Origin of the sequence: Mycobacterium sp. 852013-51886_SCH5428379 (genome assembly GCF_001665575.1) — a bacterium.
Classification (GTDB): Bacteria; Actinomycetota; Actinomycetes; order Mycobacteriales; family Mycobacteriaceae; genus Mycobacterium.
In genome coordinates this window covers 184,944-204,722 of sequence record NZ_LZSU01000036.1, presented here as the reverse complement: position 1 = coordinate 204,722, position 19,779 = coordinate 184,944, and the positions used below count along the sequence as shown (strand labels likewise).

Here is a 19,779-nt window from a genome sequence, read left to right as displayed (position 1 = left end):
CACGTTTCAGTTATAGTCACCGCATGGGTGACGCATCGTTGACGACCGAACTGGGCCGGGTCCTGGTGACCGGCGGCTCCGGCTTCGTCGGGGCCAACCTGGTCACCGAACTGCTGGAGCGGGGCCACCACGTGCGGTCGTTCGACCGCGCCCCCTCGCCGCTGCCGGCCCATCCGAACCTCGAGACGCTCGAGGGCGACATCTGTGATGCGGAGACGGTGGCCGAAGCGGTGGCCGGGGTGGACACCGTGTTCCACACCGCCGCGATCATCGACCTGATGGGCGGGGCGTCGGTCACCGAGGAGTACCGGCAGCGCAGCTTCGCCGTCAACGTGGGCGGTACTCAGAACCTGGTGCGCGCCGCCCGCGCGGCCGGCGTCCAACGGTTCGTCTACACCGCGTCCAACAGCGTCGTGATGGGCGGACAGCGCATCGTCGCCGGCGACGAGACGTTGCCCTACACCGACCGCTTCAACGACCTCTACACCGAGACGAAAGTTGTGGCGGAGAAGTTCGTCCTCGGCGAGAACGGCGTCGAAAACATGTTGACGTGCTCGATCCGGCCGAGCGGCATCTGGGGCCGCGGTGATCAGACGATGTTCCGCAAGGTCTTCGAAAGCGTGCAGGCCGGACACGTCAAAGTCCTCGTCGGCAGCAAAGACGTCAAGCTCGACAACTCCTACGTGCACAACCTGGTGCACGGCTTCATCCTCGCCGCGCAGCACCTCGTGCCGGGTGGGACGGCCCCCGGTCAGGCGTACTTCATCAACGACGGCGACCCGGTCAACATGTTCGAGTTCAGCCGACCGGTCATCGAGGCATGCGGGGAGAAGCTGCCGACGGTACGGATCTCCGGGCGGATGGTGCTCGCGATCATGACGCTGTGGCAGCGGCTGCACTTCCGCTTCGGTCTGCCCAAGCCGCCGCTGGAACCGCTGGCGATCGAACGCATCACCCTGGACAACTACTTCTCGATCGCCAAGGCCGAGCGCGACCTCGACTACCGGCCGCTGTTCACCACCGAGCAGGCGATGGCGCAGTGCCTGCCCTACTACGTCGAGCTGTACGAGAAGATGAAGGCGCTGCGCTGATCACGCCGTCGCGTCCACACCCGTCTCACTCCACCGCGCCGAGGTGACCTGAACATCGGTCGCCACGGTGCTCACCGCCGTCTCGAGCTCGGTCCCCACATCGGAGCCTGCGGCGACGTCGGCGCGGACCAGCATCTCGTCGGCGGCGATGCGGACTGACGAACTCATGGCCGTCACCTTCAGCCCCGCCTCGTGCAGAGCCGTCCTGAGGAGCGCACGGAGGTGCTCGCCCGCATCCCGGGGCCCGACCACCTCGACGGTGTAGGCGAAAGCCGCCTCGGCGGCGCTCCGTCCGCTACGCAGATCCATCCGGCGGGCCAACGGCTGCAGGAACAGGTTGCCGAACACCACGATTGCCGCACCGGCGATGGCTTCGCGCCACATCCAGGCGCCCGCGAGCGCGCCGACCGCGGCCGTGGCCCACAGCGTGGCCGCGGTGTTGAGTCCGACCACCGACAGCCCGTGTTTCAGAATGACGCCGGCGCCGAGAAAGCCGATGCCGGAGACGATCTGGGCCGCGACGCGGGTCGGGTCGGTGCCCGGGAAACTGAACGCGCCCAGTATGAAAAACAGCGCCGAACCCATGCTGACCAGCGCCATGGTCTGCAGTCCGGCCATGCGGGCCCGCCACTGCCGCTCGAGTCCGATGATCACGCCCAGCAGGGTCGCCAGTCCGACACGGGTGATCAGATCGACGGCCAGCATGGCTCTAGATTCTGCGCCCGTCGGCACCGTGCGGCGGCCAGACACGCGCGTGGCGGTGGGTTCTCCGCGATCCGGGCAATCGGCACCCTGACGGATGCCGCAGTCCTACCATCGACACACGATCTGCTTTTTCCAGGGAGGCGACATGCCCGACGGAAAACCGAACATCCTCGTCATCTGGGGCGACGACATCGGCATCACCAACCTGTCCTGTTACAGCGACGGCCTGATGGGCTACCGCACCCCGAACATCGACCGCATCGCCGCCGAGGGCATGCGCTTCACCGATTCCTACGGCGAACAGAGCTGCACGGCCGGCCGTGCGGCGTTCATCAGCGGGCAGAGTGTCTATCGCACCGGGATGAGCAAGGTCGGTGTGCCCGGTGTCGACATCGGTTGGTCCGCCGAGGATCCCACCATCGCCGAACTACTCAAACCGCTGGGCTACGCCACCGGACAGTTCGGCAAGAACCACTTCGGCGACCTCAACAAGCACCTGCCGACCGTGCACGGCTTCGACGAGTTCTACGGCAACCTGTACCACCTCAACGCCGAAGAGGAACCAGAGCAGTACGACTATCCGCACAAGGACCAGTTCCCACTCCTGTACCAGAAGGCGCTGCCGCGCGGGGTGATGAACTGCAAGGCCACCGCCGAGGTCTCGGCAGAGCCTGACGACCCGAAGTTCGGGCCGGTCGGAAAGCAGACCATCGAGGACACCGGCCCGCTGACCGCCAAGCGCATGGAGACGATCGACGACGACATCGCCGACCGCACCGTGGACTACATCAAACGCCAGCACGCAGAGGGCAACCCGTTCTTCGTGTGGTGCAACTTCACCCACATGCACCTCTACACCCACGTCAAGCCCGAGAGCCGTGGCCAGGCCGGACTGTGGCAGTCCGAGTACCACGACGCGATGATCGACCACGACCGCAACGTGGGCACCGTCCTCGACGTCCTCGACGAGCTCGGCATCGCCGACGACACGATCGTCATCTACTCGACCGACAACGGCCCACACCGCAATTCGTGGCCGGACGCCGGCACCACGCCGTTCCGCAGCGAGAAGAACACCAACTGGGAGGGCGCCTACCGCGTCCCGGAGTTGATCCGGTGGCCGGGCAAGATCGCAGCGGGCGTCGTGTCCAACGAGATCGTCCAGCACCACGATTGGCTGCCGACCCTGCTGGCCGCGGCGGGTGATCCCGACATCAGCGACAAGCTGAAGAAGGGGCACAGCGCCGGTGCGGACGGCGACACCGAATACAAGGTGCACATCGACGGGTTCAATCTGCTGCCCTACCTGACCGGTGAGGTCGAGCAGAGCCCGCGACGCCTGTTCTTCTACTTCAACGACGATGCGCAGTTGGTGGCGATGCGCTTCGAGAACTGGAAGATCGTGTTCGCCGAGCAACGGTGCCAGGGCACCCTGCGGATCTGGGCCGAACCCTTCACCGAACTGCGTGTGCCGAAGCTGTTCAATCTGCGCACCGATCCGTTCGAGTACGCCGACATCACGTCCAACACGTATTACGAGTGGTTTCTGCGGCGCGACTACTTCGCCTTCTATGCGACCGCGGGGGCGGCTGCGTTTCTGGAGACGTTCAAGGAGTTCCCGCCGCGGCATCCGCCGGCCAGCTTCAGCATCGACCAGATCGTCGAGAAGCTCGAGAAATTCCTGGCGTCGGACTGAATGCTCGACTCGTGGCAGGGCACCTCGACGAGGTCCGCGATCGTCGACTTCGTGCAGTGGGCCGGAAACGACATCGCACCCGAGGAGCGGGTGGCCGTCTTCGACAACGACGGCACCCTGTGGTGCGAGAAGCCGGCGTACATCCAGCTGGATTTCCTCGTGCGCCGGCTGGCGGCCAAAGCCGCCGAGGACCCCGATCTGGGCGCTCGACAGCCGTATCGCGCCGCCGCGGTGCATGATCTTCAGTGGTTCGGCGGCGCCATCACCAAGCACTATCAGGGCGACGACAGCGATCTGAAACTGCTTGCGCAGGCCGGCCTCTCGCTACACATGTCGCTGACCGTGGAGGAGTACGCCGCACACGTCTCCGAATTCTTCGCCGGGGCCGATCACCCCACGCTGGCCCGGCCGTACCGCCACTGCACGTACGCGCCGATGGTGGAGCTGTTGCGGTATCTGGAAGCCAACGAGTTCACGTGCTACATCGTCTCCGGCGGCGGCCGGGACTTCATCCGACCGATCGCGCAGGCGATCTACGGCATCCCGGCCGAGCGCGTGATCGGTAGCGCGCAGGGCCTGAAGTTCAGCGAGTCCGGGGATCTGCTGATCCAGCCGACACTCGATGTGTTCGACGACGGACCCGAGAAGCCGGTGCAGATCTGGAGCCGCATCGGGCGGCGCCCGCTGATCGCGGTCGGAAACTCGAACGGCGACGACGAGATGCTGCAGTACTGCCGCGGTCTGCGCCTGCTGGTGAACCACGATGACGGTGAGCGCGAATTCGCCTACAGCGCAGGTGCGGAACGTGCGCTCGAGCACGCAGCCGCGCGGAACTGGACAGTGATCAGCATGCGCCACGACTGGACGACGGTGTTCGGTGACTGACGATCTCGTCGAGATCCCCACCCAGACGACCACCCTCGGCTCGGACCGGCACTACCCGGAGGAGGCGCCGGCCCACGAGGTCGCCGTCGACGGATTCCTGATCCAGCGGCACGCCGTAACCGCTGCCCAGTTCGCCGAATTCGTATCGGCTACCGGCTATGTCACCGTTGCGGAGCGCCCCTTGAACCCGGCCGACTATCCGGACGCGCCGCCCCAGAACCTGCAGCCGGGCTCGATGGTGTTCCGCCGGACCAGCGGACCCGTCGATCTACGCCACCTCAGCCAGTGGTGGACGTGGACGCCCGGCGCCTCGTGGCGCCACCCCGTCGGCCCGAACTCGTCGATCGACAGGCGCGCCGAGCACCCCGTCGTCCACGTCGCCTACGACGACGCCGAGGCTTACGCGGTATGGGCAGGTCTGGAATTGCCGACTGAGGCGCAATGGGAGACCGCCGCCCGCGGCGGACTCTCCGCGGCGGCGTTCACGTGGGGCGACGACCCCGAACCGCCGGGCCGCAAGCTGGCCAACTACTGGCACGGCGACTTCCCGTGGCGTCCCGAGCCGGGCTACGGCCGCACCGCCCCGGTCGGCAGCTTCCCGCCCAACGGGTACGGCCTGTTCGACATGGCCGGCAACGTCTGGGAGTGGTCCACGGACTTCTATGCCGACACCCGGTCGGCGTGCTGCGCCGAGGACAGTTACGACCCGGCGCAGCCGCAGTTCCGGGTACCGCGCCGGGTCGTCAAAGGGGGATCGTTCCTGTGCGCGGACTCGTACTGTCGTCGGTACCGTCCGGCGGCCCGCCGCGGGCAACCCGTCGATACGGGGATGAGCCACGTCGGCTTCCGCTGTGTCCGTCGGATCTGATGGTGCGCACGCCGCCCATGCGCGAGGATGCCTGCAACACGTTCCAGTTTGGAGGCATATGAGCACCAACCGCACCGCCGTCGTGATCGGCGCCGCCTCGGGGATCGGCTGGGCCACCGCCCGGACGCTGGCCGCCGACGGATTCCGCATCGTCCTGGCCGACCGCAATGCCGACGGCGCCCGCGAACGCGCCGCCGACCTGGGCGAACCGCACACCGCCGCCTACGCCGACGTCACCGACGACGCCTCGGTGCAGCGCCTCTTCGATGACGTCGGACCACTCGACGCCGTGGTGAACTGCGCCGGGTTCAGCAATGTCGGCATGATCACCGACATGCCGGTCGAGCAGTTCCGCGAGGTGATCGACGTCTGCCTCACCGGCGGCTTCGTCGTCGCCAAGCACGCCGGCCGGCTGTTGCGCGAAGGCGGTGCGCTGGTGCAGATCTCGTCGCTCAACGGCCGCCAGGCCGCGTCCGGGATGAGCGCCTACTGCGCGGCGAAGGCCGGTCTGTCGATGCTGACCCAGGTCGCCGCGCTGGAGATGGCGCCGCGCGGTATCCGGGTCAACGCCGTCGCGCCCGGCTTCGTCCACACCCCGCTGACCGATCCGGCGGCGAGCGTGCCCGGCGTGGTCGAGGAGTATCTGGAGAACACCCCGCTGGGGCGCGCCGGGCAACCGGAAGACGTTGCGGCGGCGGTGGCGTTCCTGTGTTCCCCCGGCGCGTCGTGGATGACCGGGGAGGTGCTGGACCTCAACGGCGGCGCGCACCTCAAGCGCTATCCCGACATCCTCGGCCACGTGATGAAACTGGCCGAGGCATGAGCTTCGCCGGTAAGCAGGCCATCGTCACCGGCGCCGGATCCGGAATCGGCGCCGCACTGTGCCGGGCGCTGGCCGCCGCGGGCGCCGAGGTGTTGTGCACCGACGTCGACGCAGCAGCCGCTGAGGCGACCGCGCGCGGAATCGGAGCGCGCGCAGCACGTCTCGATGTCACCGACGCCGCCGCGGTGCAACACGCGGTCGACGACGTCGTCGACCGCTCCGGCCGGCTGGACCTGATGTTCAACAACGCCGGCATCTCGTGGGGCGGGGACACCGAACTGCTCACCCTCGACCAGTGGAACGCGATCATCGACATCAACATCCGCGGTGTGGTGCACGGCGTCGCCGCGGCCTATCCGCAGATGATCCGCCAGGGGTGCGGCCACATCGTCAACACCGCCTCGATGGCCGGCCTGACCGCAGCCGGTCTGGTGACCAGCTACGTGATGACCAAGCACGCCGTCGTCGGCCTGTCGCAGGCGCTGCGTTCGGAGGCCGCCGCCCACGGGGTCGGGGTGCTGGCGGTGTGCCCGGGTGCGGTCGAGACGCCGATCCTGGACAAGGGCGCCATCGGCGGCTTCGTCGGCCGCAACTACTACCTCGGCGCGAAGGGGATGGCAAAGGCCTACGACGCCGACCGGCTGGCCGCCGACACGCTGCGCGCGGTCGAGCAGAACAAGGCCATCCTGGTTCGGCCGCGCAGCGCGCACGGCGCGTGGCTGTTCGCGCGACTGGCGCCGGGGTTGATGGGCCGGATGGCCACACGGTTCGTCGCGCAGCAGCGCGCGGGCCAGCAGAGCGGGGCGGTCGGCGCCGGCAGTGGCTGACGGTCCGCACCACGACGCAACGGCCGGCTTCACTCCCACACAGAAGCGGGCGCTGGCGATCGCCACCGCCCTGGCCGTGGCATTCGGTGCGTACTTCCTGCGCGGCTTCTTCATCCTCGTCGTCGTCGCGGCGGTGGCCGCGTACCTGTTCACCCCGTTCTATGGACGGCTGCGCGGCCGGCTGGGCACGGGGTTGGCGGCCACCCTGACCGTCCTCGCGGCGCTGCTGACCGTGATCGTGCCGGTCAGCATCGTCGTGGTCCTCGCGATCGCGCAGATCACCCAGATGATCGACACCGTCAGCCAGTGGATGGCCACCACCGACATCAGCTCGCTGGGCGACCGCGGTCTGGAACTCGGCAACGAACTGCTCGCCCGCGTCCCCTTCCTCGACATCCACCTCACCCCGGACACCCTGCGCGACGGCGTCGTCACGGTCTCGCAGCGCGTCGGCGAGTGGCTGCTCGGCGTCCTGGAGGGCGCGCTCGGCGGCGTGCTCGGCGCTCTCGCCTCGGCGGTGATCTTCCTGTATGTCTTCATCTCGCTGCTGGTGAACCGCGAGAAGATCCGCACCCTCATCCGACAGCTCAACCCACTCGGCGAACAGATCACCGACCTGTACCTGGACAAGACCGGCGCGATGGTCCGCGGAACGGTGAAAGGTCAGTTCGTGATCGCGCTGTGCCAGGGCATCGCGGGTGCGGTGTCGATCTACCTCGCCGGATTCCACGAGGGGTTCTTCTTCTTCGCCATCGTGCTCAGCGCTTTGTCGGTGATCCCCCTCGGCAGCGGTGTCGTCACGATTCCGTTCGGCATCGGAATGGCGTTGTTCGGCAACGTCATCGGCGGCGTGTTCGTCGTGGCGTTCAATCTGCTCGTCGTCACCAACATCGACAATGTGCTGCGGCCCTTCCTGGTGCCCAAGGAGGCGCGGCTGGATCCGGCGCTGATGCTGTTGGCGGTGTTCTCGGGAATCGCGATGTTCGGCTTCTGGGGCATCGTGCTCGGCCCGGTGCTGATGATCATCGTGGTGACGACGATCAGCGTGTATCTGGCGGTCTACAAGGGTGTTCCGCTGCGCCCGCCGGAGGACGACGCACCGTCCCCGCCGCGGTGGTGGCGGTGGCTGACCGACCGGCTCAGGCGCGGCCCGGCGAAACCAGCCGCTCGGTGAGGAATTCGACGACCCGCTTGCGCGCCTCGTAGGCGGGGTGTCCGTCCACCTCGCGGACCTGGTCGGTGAGCACCGAATGCGCAGCCGAGGAGATGCCGGCCGGATTGCCCTTCGCGGAGTCGATCTCGATGACCTCGAAGGCGTCGCCCAGGCGCTTCTTGAGCGTGGTGAACCGTTCGGCCGGGGACATCCAGTCCTCGCTGAACCGCAACCCGAGCGCACACAGGCCCTCCTCGGCCGCACGTCGCTCGATGACCTGCAACTCGGCTTCGGACAGCCCGGGGTCGCGTTTCTGGGCGGGGGTCAGGGGCAGCGGCACCGACGGCTGGCTGAGGACCGGGGCGAGGACGCTCGCGTCGACGGCGGCGGCGAGGGCGAACCCGCCGGTGAAGCACTGCCCGATCACCCCGACCCCGGGGCCGGGGGTGCGCGCGTTGAGGTCGCGGGCCAGCGCGCGCAGATAGTGCGCGACGGGCCGGTCGGCGTTGGTGGCGAAGGCGGCGAACTCCTTGGCGACGCACCCCTTCACCAGGACCGGCAGCGCGCCCGGACTCATCGCGGGCTTGAGCGGCGTGCCGAACAGTGACGGCGCCGCAACGGTGAAACCGCTGTCGACGAGGTGGTTGCCCAGCGCCAGCACGTGCGGGTGCAGACCCGGCATCTCCGGGATCAGCACCACGCCGGGGCCGTCACCCTTGCGGTAGACGTCGTGGGTGTAGCCGGCGGCGGTGAAGGGTTCGACCGTCCAGCCCGTGAGGTCTGCCTCCGGGGCTCGCGCGGTCACCGCTTCTCCAGTGGCTGCTGTGTCTGGACGGCGGCGGCGAGCGTGCGGTACTCGTCGGCGCTGCCCGCGCCGGTGATGGCAACCTGGGCGGCCCCGGGCAGCCGCGTCGTCCACACCGGTTCCTCACCCTCCCCGCCTCGGTAGACCACCCAGGTCACGCCGTCGACGTCCTCGGTCCCGGACGGCGCCAGGCCGGGGCTGATGGAACCCACCAGGCGCTCCTCGTCGGCGTTGCTCTGCGAGAGGCTCAGGTACTGACCGCTCGGCGTGAGGTAGCCGACGCGGGACACCGCCGCGCGCGTCTGGGCTCCGGTGGCCGGATCGGTGCGGCCGGCCTCGATGCCCTGGCGGCCGCCGGAGTTGGAGGCCCAGCCCTCCGGCAGTGCCGGCACCCGGATCACCACCGGCAGCGCATCGGCGTCGTCCTGCAGCGCGGCGGGCGCGTCGAACGAGGGCGCGGGGCCGGCATCGGTGCGCGTGCCCTGGAACGAACACATGCCCAGCAACCCCGCGAACAGGATGCACACGACCACCAGCGGGGCCATCGACCAGAACATGTCGCGACCGTCCTGCAGCACCCGCGGCTTGGCCTCCGGGTAGGCGGGACCGGTCACTTCCGGCTCGCGGGGGGCGGGCTCCGGGGGCGTGCTCATATCAGCCAGTATCCCAGGTCCCGGACGGTGGACGGGTTCTGGGACAATCACCCCATGCCAGCTGACTCCGATGCTCTTCGCGCAAGCGGCTCATCGCGCCGCCGTGAAGCCCCCGACCGTAACCTCGCGCTCGAACTCGTCCGCGTCACCGAGGCCGGCGCCATGGCCGCGGGCCGCTGGGTCGGCCGCGGCGACAAGGAGGGCGGCGACGGTGCGGCCGTCGACGCCATGCGCGAACTGGTGAACTCGGTGTCCATGCGCGGCGTCGTGGTGATCGGCGAGGGCGAGAAGGACAACGCGCCGATGCTCTACAACGGCGAAGAGGTCGGCAACGGCGACGGACCCGACTGCGACTTCGCCGTCGACCCGGTCGACGGCACCACGCTGATGAGCAAGGGCATGCCGAACGCGATCTCGGTGCTCGCGGTCGCCGAGCGGGGCGCCATGTTCGACCCGTCGGCGGTGTTCTACATGAACAAGATCGCCGGCGGACCCGACGTCGCGGACTTCATCGACATCACCTCGCCGATCGCGGCCAACATCCAGCGCATCGCCAAGGTGCGCAAAGCGTCGGTCTCCGACGTCACCGTCTGCATCCTCGACCGGCCCCGCCACGCGAAGCTGATGGCCGACGTGCGCGCCGCCGGCGCCCGCATCCGGCTGATCTCCGACGGCGACGTCGCCGGCGCGATCTCGGCCTGCCGGCCCGAATCGGGCACCGATCTGCTCGTCGGCATCGGCGGCACCCCGGAGGGCATCATCGCCGCCGCCGCGATCCGCTGCATGGGCGGCGAGATCCAGGCCACGCTGGCGCCCACCGACGACGAGGAGCGTCAGCGCGCCATCGACCGCGGCTACGACCTCGACAAGGTCCTCACCACCAAAGACCTGGTGGCCGGCGAGAACGTGTTCTTCTGCGCCACCGGCGTCACCGACGGCGACCTGCTCAAGGGCGTGCGCTTCTTCGGCGGCGGATGCACCACCCAGTCGATCGTGATGCGGTCGAAGTCCGGCACGGTCCGGATGATCGAGGCGTATCACCGGCTGTCGAAACTCAACGAGTACTCGGCCGTGAACTTCACCGGCGACAGCACCGCCGCCTATCCCCTGCCGTAACCCGATCCCCCCACGACACCCTCAGGGAGCTACATGTCCGACAACGACGTCGAATATCGCATCGAGCACGACACCATGGGCGAGGTCCGGGTGCCCAAGGACGCGCTGTGGCGCGCCCAGACCCAGCGGGCAGTCGAGAACTTCCCCATCTCGTTCCGGCCGCTGGAGCGTACGCAGATCCGCGCGATGGGTCTGCTCAAAGGCGCTTGCGCACAGGTGAACAAGGACCTCGGACTGCTCGACGGCGAGAAGGCCGACGCGATCATCGCCGCGGCCGCCGAGATCGCCGACGGTAAGCACGACGACCAGTTCCCGATCGACGTGTTCCAGACCGGTTCGGGTACCAGCTCGAACATGAACGCCAACGAGGTGATCGCGTCGATCGCCGCCCGCAACGGCGTGACGGTGCACCCCAACGACGACGTCAACATGTCGCAGAGCAGCAACGACACCTTCCCGACGGCCACCCACATCGCGGCCACCGAAGCCGCTGTGCGCCATCTCATTCCGGCGCTCGAGGTGCTGCACGAGTCGCTGGCCGGGAAGGCCCGGCAGTGGCGCACCACCGTCAAGTCCGGCCGCACCCACCTGATGGACGCGGTGCCGGTGACCCTCGGTCAGGAATTCGGTGGGTACGCCCGGCAGATCGAGGCCGGCATAGAGAGGGTGCGCGGGTGCCTTCCAAGGCTCGGTGAGCTCGCGATCGGCGGTACCGCGGTCGGCACCGGCCTGAACGCGCCGGAAGGCTTCGGCGACAAGGTCGTCGAGGTGCTCAGGAACGAGACCGGTGTCGAGGAGCTGCGTCCCGCGGTCGACCACTTCGAGGCCCAGGCCGCCCGCGACGGACTCGTCGAGGCGTCCGGCGCGCTGAAGACCATCGCCGTCTCGCTGACCAAGATCGCCAACGACATCCGCTGGATGGGCTCAGGTCCGCTGACCGGCCTCGGCGAGATCCAGTTGCCGGATCTGCAGCCGGGCAGCTCGATCATGCCGGGCAAGGTGAATCCCGTTCTGCCCGAGGCGGTTACGCAGGTCGCCGCCCAGGTCATCGGCAACGACGCCGCAGTCGCCGTCGGCGGGTTGTCCGGGGCGTTCGAGCTGAACGTCTACATCCCGATGATGGCGCGCAACGTGCTCGAATCGTTCACGCTGCTGGCCAACGTGTCGCGGCTGTTCGCCGGCAAGTGCATCGACGGGCTCGTCGCCAACGAGGACCGGCTGCGCGAGCTGGCCGAGTCGTCGCCGTCCATTGTCACGCCGCTGAACTCGGCGATCGGCTACGAGGAGGCGGCCAAGGTCGCCAAGGAAGCGCTCAAGGACAAGAAGACGATCCGGCAGACGGTCATCGACCGCGGCCTGATCGGCGACAAGCTGTCCGAGGAAGAACTCGACAAGCGGCTCGACGTGCTGGCGATGGCGCGGGTGCAGGACGGCGACTGATCACGGGATGTGGCGGTCGGTGATCGGACCGGCCGTCAGATCCCGCAGCATGCTGGTCAGCGGACCGCGGTAGGACAGCACCGGGCTCTCGGTGTCGGCGCAGTGCTTGAAGCCCTGGCCCATGTCGGCGAGCGCTTCGGCCGAGGTGTACTGCGGCGTCCAGTCGAGCACTTCGCGCGCCCGCGTGGTGTCCAGCAGCGGCACGCTGAACGACATGTCCAGCCAGCCCTCGTCGATCGGTTGCAGCCGCGCCCGCCAAGACAGTGCGACCGCGGGTCGCAGCAGCGACGACGGCACGTGCAGCGGCATCGCGCCGAGCTGCTTGGCGACCTCGTTGCGACGCACCGGCGGCTCGGCCATGAGGTTGAACGGGCCGCCGGCGCCGCGCTCGAGTGCGCGGGCGAAGGCGTCGGCCACGTCGTCGGCGTGGATGATGGGGATCACCAGTTCCCGGTCGAGCGGCAGCACCGGCAGGAATCGGAGCCACCGCGGCTCGACGAAGGCGGGCAGCGCGTAGCGCCGGAAACCGCCTGCGGCGCTGCGCTGCACGATGAAGCCCGGCCGCATCCGGGTGATCGTCACGTCGCCGCTGCCGGCCTCGTAGGCGTCGAGCAGCGATTCGGCCGCCGATTTGTGCCTGCTGTAGGGCGAGGTGTCGATACCCGCGGTGGACCACGTCTCGTCGACGTACTGCCCGTACCGGCCCGCCGCGTAGGTACCGACCGACGACATGTGGATCAGTTGGCCTACCCCGGCGGCATCCGCGGCGTTGAGCACCGCCCGGGTGCCGCCCACCCCGACGGCCTCCAGGTAGCTGATGTTGCGCGTCGGCTGGAACCCCCACGCCAGGTGCACCACGGCATCGGCGTCACGGAACACGAGTTCCAGCTGGGCTTCGGCGTTGGCGTCGGCGAGGTCGAGCTGATGCCATTGGGCGGTCTGGTAGATACCGCTGGACGGGGGTCGCCGCCGGGTGACGCCGACGACGTCGTAGCCGCCGGCGTCCGCCAGTCGTTTCAGCAACGCGGTGCCGACGTTGCCGCTTGCTCCGGTGATCACCACACGAGTCATGACCAGAGCGATACCCGGATGGGGCGCAGTCACACCCCCGGGTTCGTCACGGCAGCGCGCCGGGGCTGAACTCCTCGAGCATCTCGGTGACCAGGGCGGCGATCGGCGACCGTTCGCTGCGCTGCAGCGTGACGTGCGCGAACAGTGGGTGACCCTTCAGCTTCTCGATGACCGCGGCGACACCGTCGTGTCGGCCGACGCGCAGGTTGTCGCGCTGGGCGACGTCGTGGGTGAGCACCACCCGCGATCCGGCGCCCAACCGGGACAGCACCGTCAGCAGCACGTTGCGCTCGAGCGACTGCGCCTCGTCGACGATCACGAACGAGTCGTGCAGCGACCGGCCACGGATGTGGGTCAGCGGAAGGACTTCGAGCATTCCCCGGCTGAGCACCTCCTCCAGCACCGCCGGGCTGGCCAGCCCCTCGAGCGTGTCGAACACGGCCTGGGCCCACGGGCCCATCTTCTCGCTCTCACTGCCCGGCAGGTAGCCGAGTTCCTGGCCGCCGACGGCGTAGAGCGGCCGGAACACCACGACCTTGCGCTGGGTGCGCCGCTCGAGGACGGCCTCGAGCCCGGCGCACAGCGCGAGCGCGGATTTCCCGGTGCCGGCCTTACCGCCGAGAGATACGATCCCGACGGACTCGTCGAGCAGCAGATCGAGGGCGACGCGCTGTTCGGCGGACCTTCCCCGGAGGCCGAACACCTCCCGATCGCCGCGCACCAGCTGGACACGCTTGGCGGCGTTGACCCGCCCGAGCGCATGGGAGTTGCCGCCGAGCAGCCGAACACCGGTGTGGCACGGCAGATCTCGCGCCTCGGCCAGATCGATCTCACCCTCGGCGAACAGCGCGTCCACCTCGTCGGCCGTCACGTCGATCTCGTCCATACCGGTCCAGCCGGACACCACGACGTCCTGGGCGTGGTATTCGTCGGCCGCGAGCCCGACGGCGCCGGCCTTGACGCGGAGCGGGATGTCCTTGCTGACCAGCGTGACGTGTTTACCCTCGGCGGCGAGATTGGCTGCGACGGTGAGGATGCGGGAGTCGTTGCTGTCGGTGCGGAATCCGGCGGGCAGCACCGACGGATCGCTGTGGTTCAGCTCGACGTGCAGCGTGCCGCCTTGCGCCCCAACGGGAATGGGCTGATCGAGCCGGCTGTGCTCGAGCCGCATGTCGTCGAAGAAGCGCAACGCCTGCCGGGCGAACCAGCCCAGCTCGTGGTGGTGCCGTTTGGCCTCCAACTCACTGATGACCACCAGCGGCACGACCACGTCGTGTTCGGCGAACCGCGTGCATGCCCAGGGATCTGAGAGCAACACGGAGGTATCGAGCACGTAGGTCCGAAGAGGAGAATCAGTCACGGAACGCTCCTGAAATCCGCGGGTCCCCCGCGAACCTGTCGGCGGACGCTGCGGCACGGAGCCGGGGCCGGCTCCCTCGTAAGAGCAACGATCGGGTGCCGCCCGGACAGCAGAGCAATTCGCTAGCCATCGGAGCCGACGCTACTCCCGCCGCGCGTCGCGCGCTGTGCAGGCGCGCCGGAGTTGCGCAACAGCGCGTTACGCCTTCGTGAACTCCTGCACCGCAGGCTCGTCGGCCAGTCCCCAGGCCGCGATCCGGTCGGCGATGACGGTGTTCAGCTGGGCCCGGTCGAAGATGCCGTGTTCGGCCACGTTCGCGAGCTTGTCGGCGTAGGCGTCGATGTCGCCGCCCACCACGTCCAAGGCGCCCGCGCGGGCCGCGATGGCGGCCACGGTCTCGTCGCGGTCGACGCCGAGGCAGTGCGCCACCAGGTTCGCGAAGAACTCCTCGTGGCGCTCCTCGTCGCGGGCGATACGGCCCATGAGCGCCTTGAGGACCGGGTCGTCGATCTGCGCCTCGAGGTTGCGGCAGAACACCGCGTGCGCGCGCTCGAAGAACGCCATGAACACCAGCGTCTCGATCTGGGAGTAGGTGTCGGCGCGGTAACCCTTCATCACGTGCTCGACGCGGACGTCCTCGTTGGCGGCCGGGTCGATCTCGCGGGTGACGACGAGGTAGTTGCGCAGCGCGACGGCGTGCAGGTGCTCCTCGGCGGTCCAGCGGCCGAGCCAGCGACCCCACTTCTCCTCGAGGATGAAGTGCTCGACGAGCTCGCGGTGATAGCCGGCGAGGTTGTCCTTGGTGATCAGCAGGATCTCCAGCGCGTCGGTGACGTGCTTGGGCAGCGTGACATCCGAGGGATCCCAGTCGCGCCCACCGAGGAACGCGAAGTTCTCGCCCTGGTCGAACGGCACGTAATCGTGCGCGTACCAGAGGTCCTCGGAGTCGTAGTGGCGACGCAACTCGGCCATGACGACGGGCTCGAGCTCGAGGGTGAACGCGTTAGGAACAGGTTTCTGTGCCATGCAGTTACAGTAACCCAATTCTGTGGGGATCGTAAAATTCCCCGGGGCGTGCCGCAGCTACAACGACAGCCCGGGGTAGAGCGGGTTGGCGTCGAGCATCTCGGCGGACGCGGCGTGGATCCGGTCGGCGGTGCCGTCGGCCAACGTGTACTTGGCCTTGGAGAACCCGGCCGGGCCAGTCGGATTGGGCGTGGTGTTGTTCAGCACGTCGACGACCAGCTCGGCAACCCGGTCGAATTCGGCGGCACCGAAGCCGCGGGTGGTCAGCGCGGGCGTGCCGAAGCGGATGCCGCTGGTGTACCAGGCACCGTTCGGATCGTTGGGGATCGAGTTGCGGTTGGTGACCACGCCGGCGTCGAGCAGCGCGGACTCGGCCTGCCGCCCGGTGAGGCCGAAACTCGTCACGTCGAGCAGCACGATGTGGTTGTCGGTGCCGCCGGTGACCAGGCGGGCGCCGCGCTTGAGGAAACCCTCGGCGAGCGATTTGGCGTTGTCGGCGACGCGCTGCGCGTAGGTCTGGAACGCGGGTTGGCGCGCCTCGGCCAGCGCGACGGCCTTGGCGGCCATCACATGAGACAGCGGTCCGCCCAGCACCATCGGGCAGCCCTTGTCGACGGCGTCGGCGTATTCGGGCTGGGCGAGCACCAGCCCGCCGCGAGGCCCGCGCAGCGACTTGTGCGTCGTCGTCGTGGTGACGTGGGCGTGCGGCACCGGATCCTCGTCACCGGTGAAGACCTTGCCCGCGACCAGACCGGCGAAGTGCGCCATGTCCACGAGCAGCGTGGCGCCGACGTCGTCGGCGATCTCGCGCATCTTGGCGAAGTTCACCCGCCGCGGATAGGCCGAGTAGCCCGCGACCAGGATCAACGGTTTGAATTCGCGGGCCGCGGCGGCGACGGCGTCGTAGTCGATCAGACCGGACTCCGGGTCGGTGCCGTAGCTGCGCTGGTGGAACATCTTGCCGGAGATGTTCGGTCGGAACCCGTGTGTGAGGTGGCCGCCGGTGTCCAGCGACATGCCCAGCAGACGCTGGTTGCCGAGCTTGTTGCGCAACCCCTCCCAGTCCTGTTCGGACAGGTCGTTGACGTGCTTGGCATTGAGCGCCGCTAGCCCTGGGCCTTCTATGCGGGTGGCCAGGATCGCCCAGAACGCGACGAGATTGGCGTCGATGCCGGAGTGCGGCTGCGCGTAGGCGTAGGGAGCGCCGAACAGTTCGCGGGCGTGTTCGGCGGCCAGGCTCTCGACCGTGTCGACGTTCTGGCAGGCCGCGTAGAAGCGGTGGCCGATCGTGCCCTCGGCGTACTTGTCGGAGAACCACGAACCCATCGTCAGCAGGACGGCGGGTGAGGCGTAGTTCTCGCTGGCGATCAGCTTGAGCGACGCCCGCTGGTCGGCGAGCTCTTGGCGCGTCGCGGCGGCGATGCGCGGTTCGACGGACTCGATGACCTGCAGCGCGGCCCGGTAGGCGGCGCTCGCGGTCTCGGCGTACTCGGCGCCCGGTGCAGCGGCCGAGGCGGTCACGGAGTCTGCAGTCATGGGGTTCAGGGTAGTCGCGGGCGCGCCGCGACGGTCACCGCGGTGCCACAGACTCAGGCCGCGCGCAGCGACGACGGAATCAGCGGCTCGTCCAACAGCCGGCCGAACCGCTCCGTCAGCGTCACCCCGTCCGGTCGGTCGTCCAGCCAGCCACGCAACAGCCGGTAGCCCTCGACGTAGGTGCTGGTGTAGGCCCGCCACAGCGGCGAAGACAGGAACCGCAGCGACTGGCGCGCCCGGCGGTCGTCGACCAGCAGCCAGCGCTTGAGGAACTCGACGACCTCGTCGACGTCGCGGCCCTCGTCGTGCAGCATCAGCGCGGCATCCTGGCGCACGTCGGCCAGCGCGGCGGTCGCCGCGGACACCGCCTCGGCGCGGGCCCCGTCGAACCGCAGTCCCAGGTCGGCGTAGATCTCCTCGGCCCAACTCCCCCAGCCCTGCCCCACGACCGCGTAGAGCGCGAGGTCGGCGAGCCCCTCGGCCATCAGGCACTGTGGCGTGTTGACCAGGAAGATCGTCTGCTCGACCTGACCCTTGCCCGCCACCAGCCCGGCTTCCTTCCGGCAGTGCTCGGTGTGGTGGCCGGGATAGGACTCGTGGGCCACCAGCCGCGGCAGGTTGGCCATCTGCTGTTTGAGGTCGGCGTTGACGGCGACCGTCGACCGGTAGTCGCCGAGGTAGTAGTTGAAGCCCGACCACGGTTTGTCGGTGACCACCTCGTAGGTGATGGTCTCGCGATCGGGCAGCGGATACGTCGCCCGCACCCGGTCGCGCAGCGCGCTCGAAAAGGCGTGGATGCACTCCTCGAGCCGCGCCGGCGGGATCTCGTCGGCGGTGCGGTGGGCCTGCACCCGGTCGGCCAGCGAACCGGTGCCGCCGAGCGCCTCGTCGAGTGCGCGGTGGGCCTGCCGGTAGGTCTCCGGGTCGCCCTTGCGGATGCGGACGTCGAAGTAGGCCTCGACCTCGTCGACGAACCCGACCTGCTCGCCGGCGAACTTGCGGCCCGCCAGCGCCAGCGCGCGCAGGTGCGCCGACAGATAGTCCGCACGCACGTCGTCGAAACCGTCGGTGCGGGGCACGTCCGGGACGGCGGCCAGGAGCCGTTCGGCCTGACGGGCGAGATCGGCCGGATCCGGGGCCGGTTCGTCGGCGACCACACCGCGCAACGCGGGGTCCCCGGTGAAGGAGTCGACGTAACCGTCCTCGACCCGATCGAAGCGCAGACCGAGCAGCAGGTACTCGCGGATGAGAGTGTCTGAATCAGTACCTACGTCCATGGCCCACCACGCTAACTGCAAGACTGAACACATGGCGCGGCTGAGCGAACCGAGCCCCTACGTCGAGTTCGATCGCACCCAGTGGCGTGCGCTTCGCATGTCGACGCCGCTCAAACTCACCGAGGAGGAGCTGGTCAAGCTCCGCGGCCTCGGCGAGAAGATCGACCTGCTCGAAGTCGAGGAGGTCTACCTCCCGCTGGCCCGGCTGATCCATCTGCAGGTCGCGGCGCGCCAGCGGCTGTTCGCCGCGACCGCGGAGTTCCTCGGCGAACCGCAGCAGAACCCCGACCGGCCGGTGCCGTTCATCATCGGCGTGGCGGGCAGCGTCGCGGTCGGCAAATCGACCACCGCCCGCGTGCTGCAGGCGCTGCTGGCCCGCTGGGGCAACCACGCCCGCGTCGATCTGGTCACCACCGACGGGTTCCTCTACCCCAACGCCGAGCTGGCCCGTCGAAACCTGATGCACCGCAAGGGTTTTCCGGAGTCCTACGACCGCAGGGCGTTGATGAGGTTCGTCACGGCCGTCAAGTCGGGGGCCGGTATCGCGTGCGCTCCGGTGTACTCACATCTGCTCTACGACATCATCCCGGGCGAGGAGCAGGTGATCCGGCATCCGGACATCCTCATCCTCGAGGGACTCAACGTGTTGCAGACCGGACCCGCGCTGATGGTGTCGGACCTGTTCGACTTCTCGGTCTACGTCGACGCCCGACTGGAGGACATCGAGGGCTGGTACATCTCGCGCTTCTTGACGATGCGCTCGACGGCGTTCGCGGATCCCGCATCGCACTTCCATCACTACGCCACGCTGACCGACGAGGCGGCCGTCTTCGCCGCCCGCGACATCTGGCATTCGATCAACCGGCCCAACCTGATCGAGAACATCCTGCCGACCCGGCCGCGGGCGACGCTGGTGCTGCGCAAGGACGCCGACCACGCGATCAACCGGTTGCGACTGCGGAAGCTCTAGATGCGCCGCACACCGCGGTACTGCAGCGCAGCAAACCCCGCGGTGTAGACGCCGGTGGCCAACGTGATCACGACGCCCGTGACGGTCATCGTCCACACATCGGAGACGACGACGGCCACCGCGGCCAACGAGTACAGCAGGTTCGCGGCGATCACCGCGAGACCCGCTCGCCGTACCGACGGCAGCGCCGCGAGCCCGAACACCACGACGCCGTAGCCGATGAAGAACGCGGCGAGCGAGTATTCGATCGCCGTCGTGGTGCCGGAGATTTCGGCGACCCATCCGGCGATCGGCAGGACGGCGAGGCCGGCCAGCCCGGTGAGGACGGCGTCGGCGCGCATCGCCAGCCGCAGCAGCGAGTCGGTGCGGGTGAATTCGGTGGTGATCATCTTGTCTCCTCTGGTGGGGGGAACTGCTCTGACATCCGGGGGGGCCGGATGCGGGGCGCACGCTGAACCTCGAACGGACGGCGCCCCG

Annotated in this window: 19 protein-coding genes; 10 read left to right on the top strand and 9 right to left on the bottom strand. The window is 68.6% G+C overall.

Going from position 1 to position 19,779, the window contains the following annotated elements; translation table 11 throughout:
* The first annotated feature begins 23 nt into the window (after nt 1-23).
* Complete coding sequence (locus A5757_RS15670; RefSeq protein ID WP_066835692.1) at nt 24-1,091, top strand: NAD-dependent epimerase/dehydratase family protein; 1,068 nt, start codon at nt 24-26, stop codon at nt 1,089-1,091.
* On the opposite strand, the gene A5757_RS15665 is transcribed toward A5757_RS15670, so the two are convergent.
* Nucleotides 1,092-1,796, bottom strand: a complete 705-nt coding sequence (locus A5757_RS15665) for an MgtC/SapB family protein (RefSeq protein WP_066835690.1) — start codon at nt 1,794-1,796, stop codon at nt 1,092-1,094. It abuts the gene before it with no gap.
* 145 nt (nt 1,797-1,941) lie between these two features.
* Between A5757_RS15665 and A5757_RS15660 the strand changes: the two genes are divergently transcribed.
* The 6 genes from A5757_RS15660 to A5757_RS15635 are packed head-to-tail and all read left to right on the top strand — an operon-like array spanning nt 1,942 to nt 8,069.
* Nucleotides 1,942-3,492, top strand: a complete 1,551-nt coding sequence (locus tag A5757_RS15660; protein WP_066835688.1) for an arylsulfatase — start codon at nt 1,942-1,944, stop codon at nt 3,490-3,492.
* Nucleotides 3,493-4,377, top strand: a complete 885-nt coding sequence (locus tag A5757_RS15655) for an HAD family phosphatase (protein WP_066835686.1) — start codon at nt 3,493-3,495, stop codon at nt 4,375-4,377.
* Nucleotides 4,370-5,245, top strand: coding sequence for a formylglycine-generating enzyme family protein (locus A5757_RS15650; RefSeq protein ID WP_066835681.1), 876 nt, complete (start codon nt 4,370-4,372; stop codon nt 5,243-5,245). The genes A5757_RS15655 and A5757_RS15650 overlap by 8 nt, the downstream gene beginning before the upstream one ends.
* Before the next feature lie 58 nt (nt 5,246-5,303).
* Nucleotides 5,304-6,068, top strand: a complete 765-nt coding sequence (locus tag A5757_RS15645; protein ID WP_066835679.1) for an SDR family NAD(P)-dependent oxidoreductase — start codon at nt 5,304-5,306, stop codon at nt 6,066-6,068.
* Nucleotides 6,065-6,895, top strand: a complete 831-nt coding sequence (locus A5757_RS15640) for an SDR family oxidoreductase (RefSeq protein ID WP_066835677.1) — start codon at nt 6,065-6,067, stop codon at nt 6,893-6,895. The genes A5757_RS15645 and A5757_RS15640 overlap by 4 nt, the downstream gene beginning before the upstream one ends.
* Nucleotides 6,888-8,069: an AI-2E family transporter gene (locus tag A5757_RS15635; protein ID WP_066835674.1), complete on the top strand. Its 1,182-nt coding sequence runs from the start codon at nt 6,888-6,890 to the stop codon at nt 8,067-8,069. The genes A5757_RS15640 and A5757_RS15635 overlap by 8 nt, the downstream gene beginning before the upstream one ends.
* Here A5757_RS15635 and A5757_RS15630 read toward each other — a convergent pair.
* Nucleotides 8,035-8,853: a dienelactone hydrolase family protein gene (locus tag A5757_RS15630; RefSeq protein ID WP_066835673.1), complete on the bottom strand. Its 819-nt coding sequence runs from the start codon at nt 8,851-8,853 to the stop codon at nt 8,035-8,037. The genes A5757_RS15635 and A5757_RS15630 overlap by 35 nt on opposite strands.
* A complete protein-coding gene (locus A5757_RS15625) occupies nt 8,850-9,506 on the bottom strand; it encodes a DUF4245 domain-containing protein (RefSeq protein ID WP_066835671.1) in 657 nt (218 codons plus the stop codon). Before A5757_RS15625 ends, A5757_RS15630 begins: the two co-directional genes overlap by 4 nt.
* Nucleotides 9,507-9,560: 54 nt before the next feature.
* Between A5757_RS15625 and glpX the strand changes: the two genes are divergently transcribed.
* Together glpX and A5757_RS15615 are read left to right on the top strand one after the other, a co-directional pair.
* Nucleotides 9,561-10,622, top strand: a complete 1,062-nt coding sequence (gene glpX, locus A5757_RS15620) for a class II fructose-bisphosphatase (protein WP_082929498.1) — start codon at nt 9,561-9,563, stop codon at nt 10,620-10,622.
* 33 nt (nt 10,623-10,655) lie between these two features.
* A complete protein-coding gene (locus tag A5757_RS15615; protein ID WP_066835667.1) occupies nt 10,656-12,062 on the top strand; it encodes a class II fumarate hydratase in 1,407 nt (468 codons plus the stop codon).
* On the opposite strand, the gene A5757_RS15610 is transcribed toward A5757_RS15615, so the two are convergent.
* From A5757_RS15610 to A5757_RS15590, 5 genes are all read right to left on the bottom strand, one after another.
* Nucleotides 12,063-13,133: an NAD-dependent epimerase/dehydratase family protein gene (locus A5757_RS15610; protein ID WP_066835665.1), complete on the bottom strand. Its 1,071-nt coding sequence runs from the start codon at nt 13,131-13,133 to the stop codon at nt 12,063-12,065. It lies immediately after the preceding gene.
* A gap of 46 nt (nt 13,134-13,179) precedes the next feature.
* Complete coding sequence (locus A5757_RS15605; protein ID WP_066835664.1) at nt 13,180-14,493, bottom strand: PhoH family protein; 1,314 nt, start codon at nt 14,491-14,493, stop codon at nt 13,180-13,182.
* A gap of 198 nt (nt 14,494-14,691) precedes the next feature.
* Complete coding sequence (locus A5757_RS15600) at nt 14,692-15,519, bottom strand: acyl-ACP desaturase (protein WP_066835662.1); 828 nt, start codon at nt 15,517-15,519, stop codon at nt 14,692-14,694.
* A 57-nt stretch (nt 15,520-15,576) separates the two neighbouring features.
* On the bottom strand, nt 15,577-17,055 hold the full coding sequence (locus A5757_RS15595) for a glycine hydroxymethyltransferase (protein ID WP_066835660.1): 1,479 nt from the start codon (nt 17,053-17,055) through the stop codon (nt 15,577-15,579).
* Between the two features lie 53 nt (nt 17,056-17,108).
* Nucleotides 17,109-18,332 carry a DUF885 domain-containing protein gene (locus A5757_RS15590; protein WP_066835658.1) on the bottom strand — a complete coding sequence of 408 codons (1,224 nt, stop codon included), beginning with the start codon at nt 18,330-18,332 and terminating at the stop codon, nt 17,109-17,111.
* Between the two features lie 31 nt (nt 18,333-18,363).
* On the opposite strand from A5757_RS15590, the gene coaA reads away from it, so the two are divergent.
* On the top strand, nt 18,364-19,302 hold the full coding sequence (gene coaA, locus A5757_RS15585; RefSeq protein ID WP_066835656.1) for a type I pantothenate kinase: 939 nt from the start codon (nt 18,364-18,366) through the stop codon (nt 19,300-19,302).
* Here coaA and A5757_RS15580 read toward each other — a convergent pair.
* Entirely contained in the window at nt 19,299-19,691 is a 393-nt protein-coding gene (locus tag A5757_RS15580) for a hypothetical protein (protein ID WP_066835654.1), read from the bottom strand. The two genes, coaA and A5757_RS15580, sit on opposite strands and share 4 nt — an antisense overlap.
* Between the last annotated feature and the right edge of the window lie 88 nt (nt 19,692-19,779).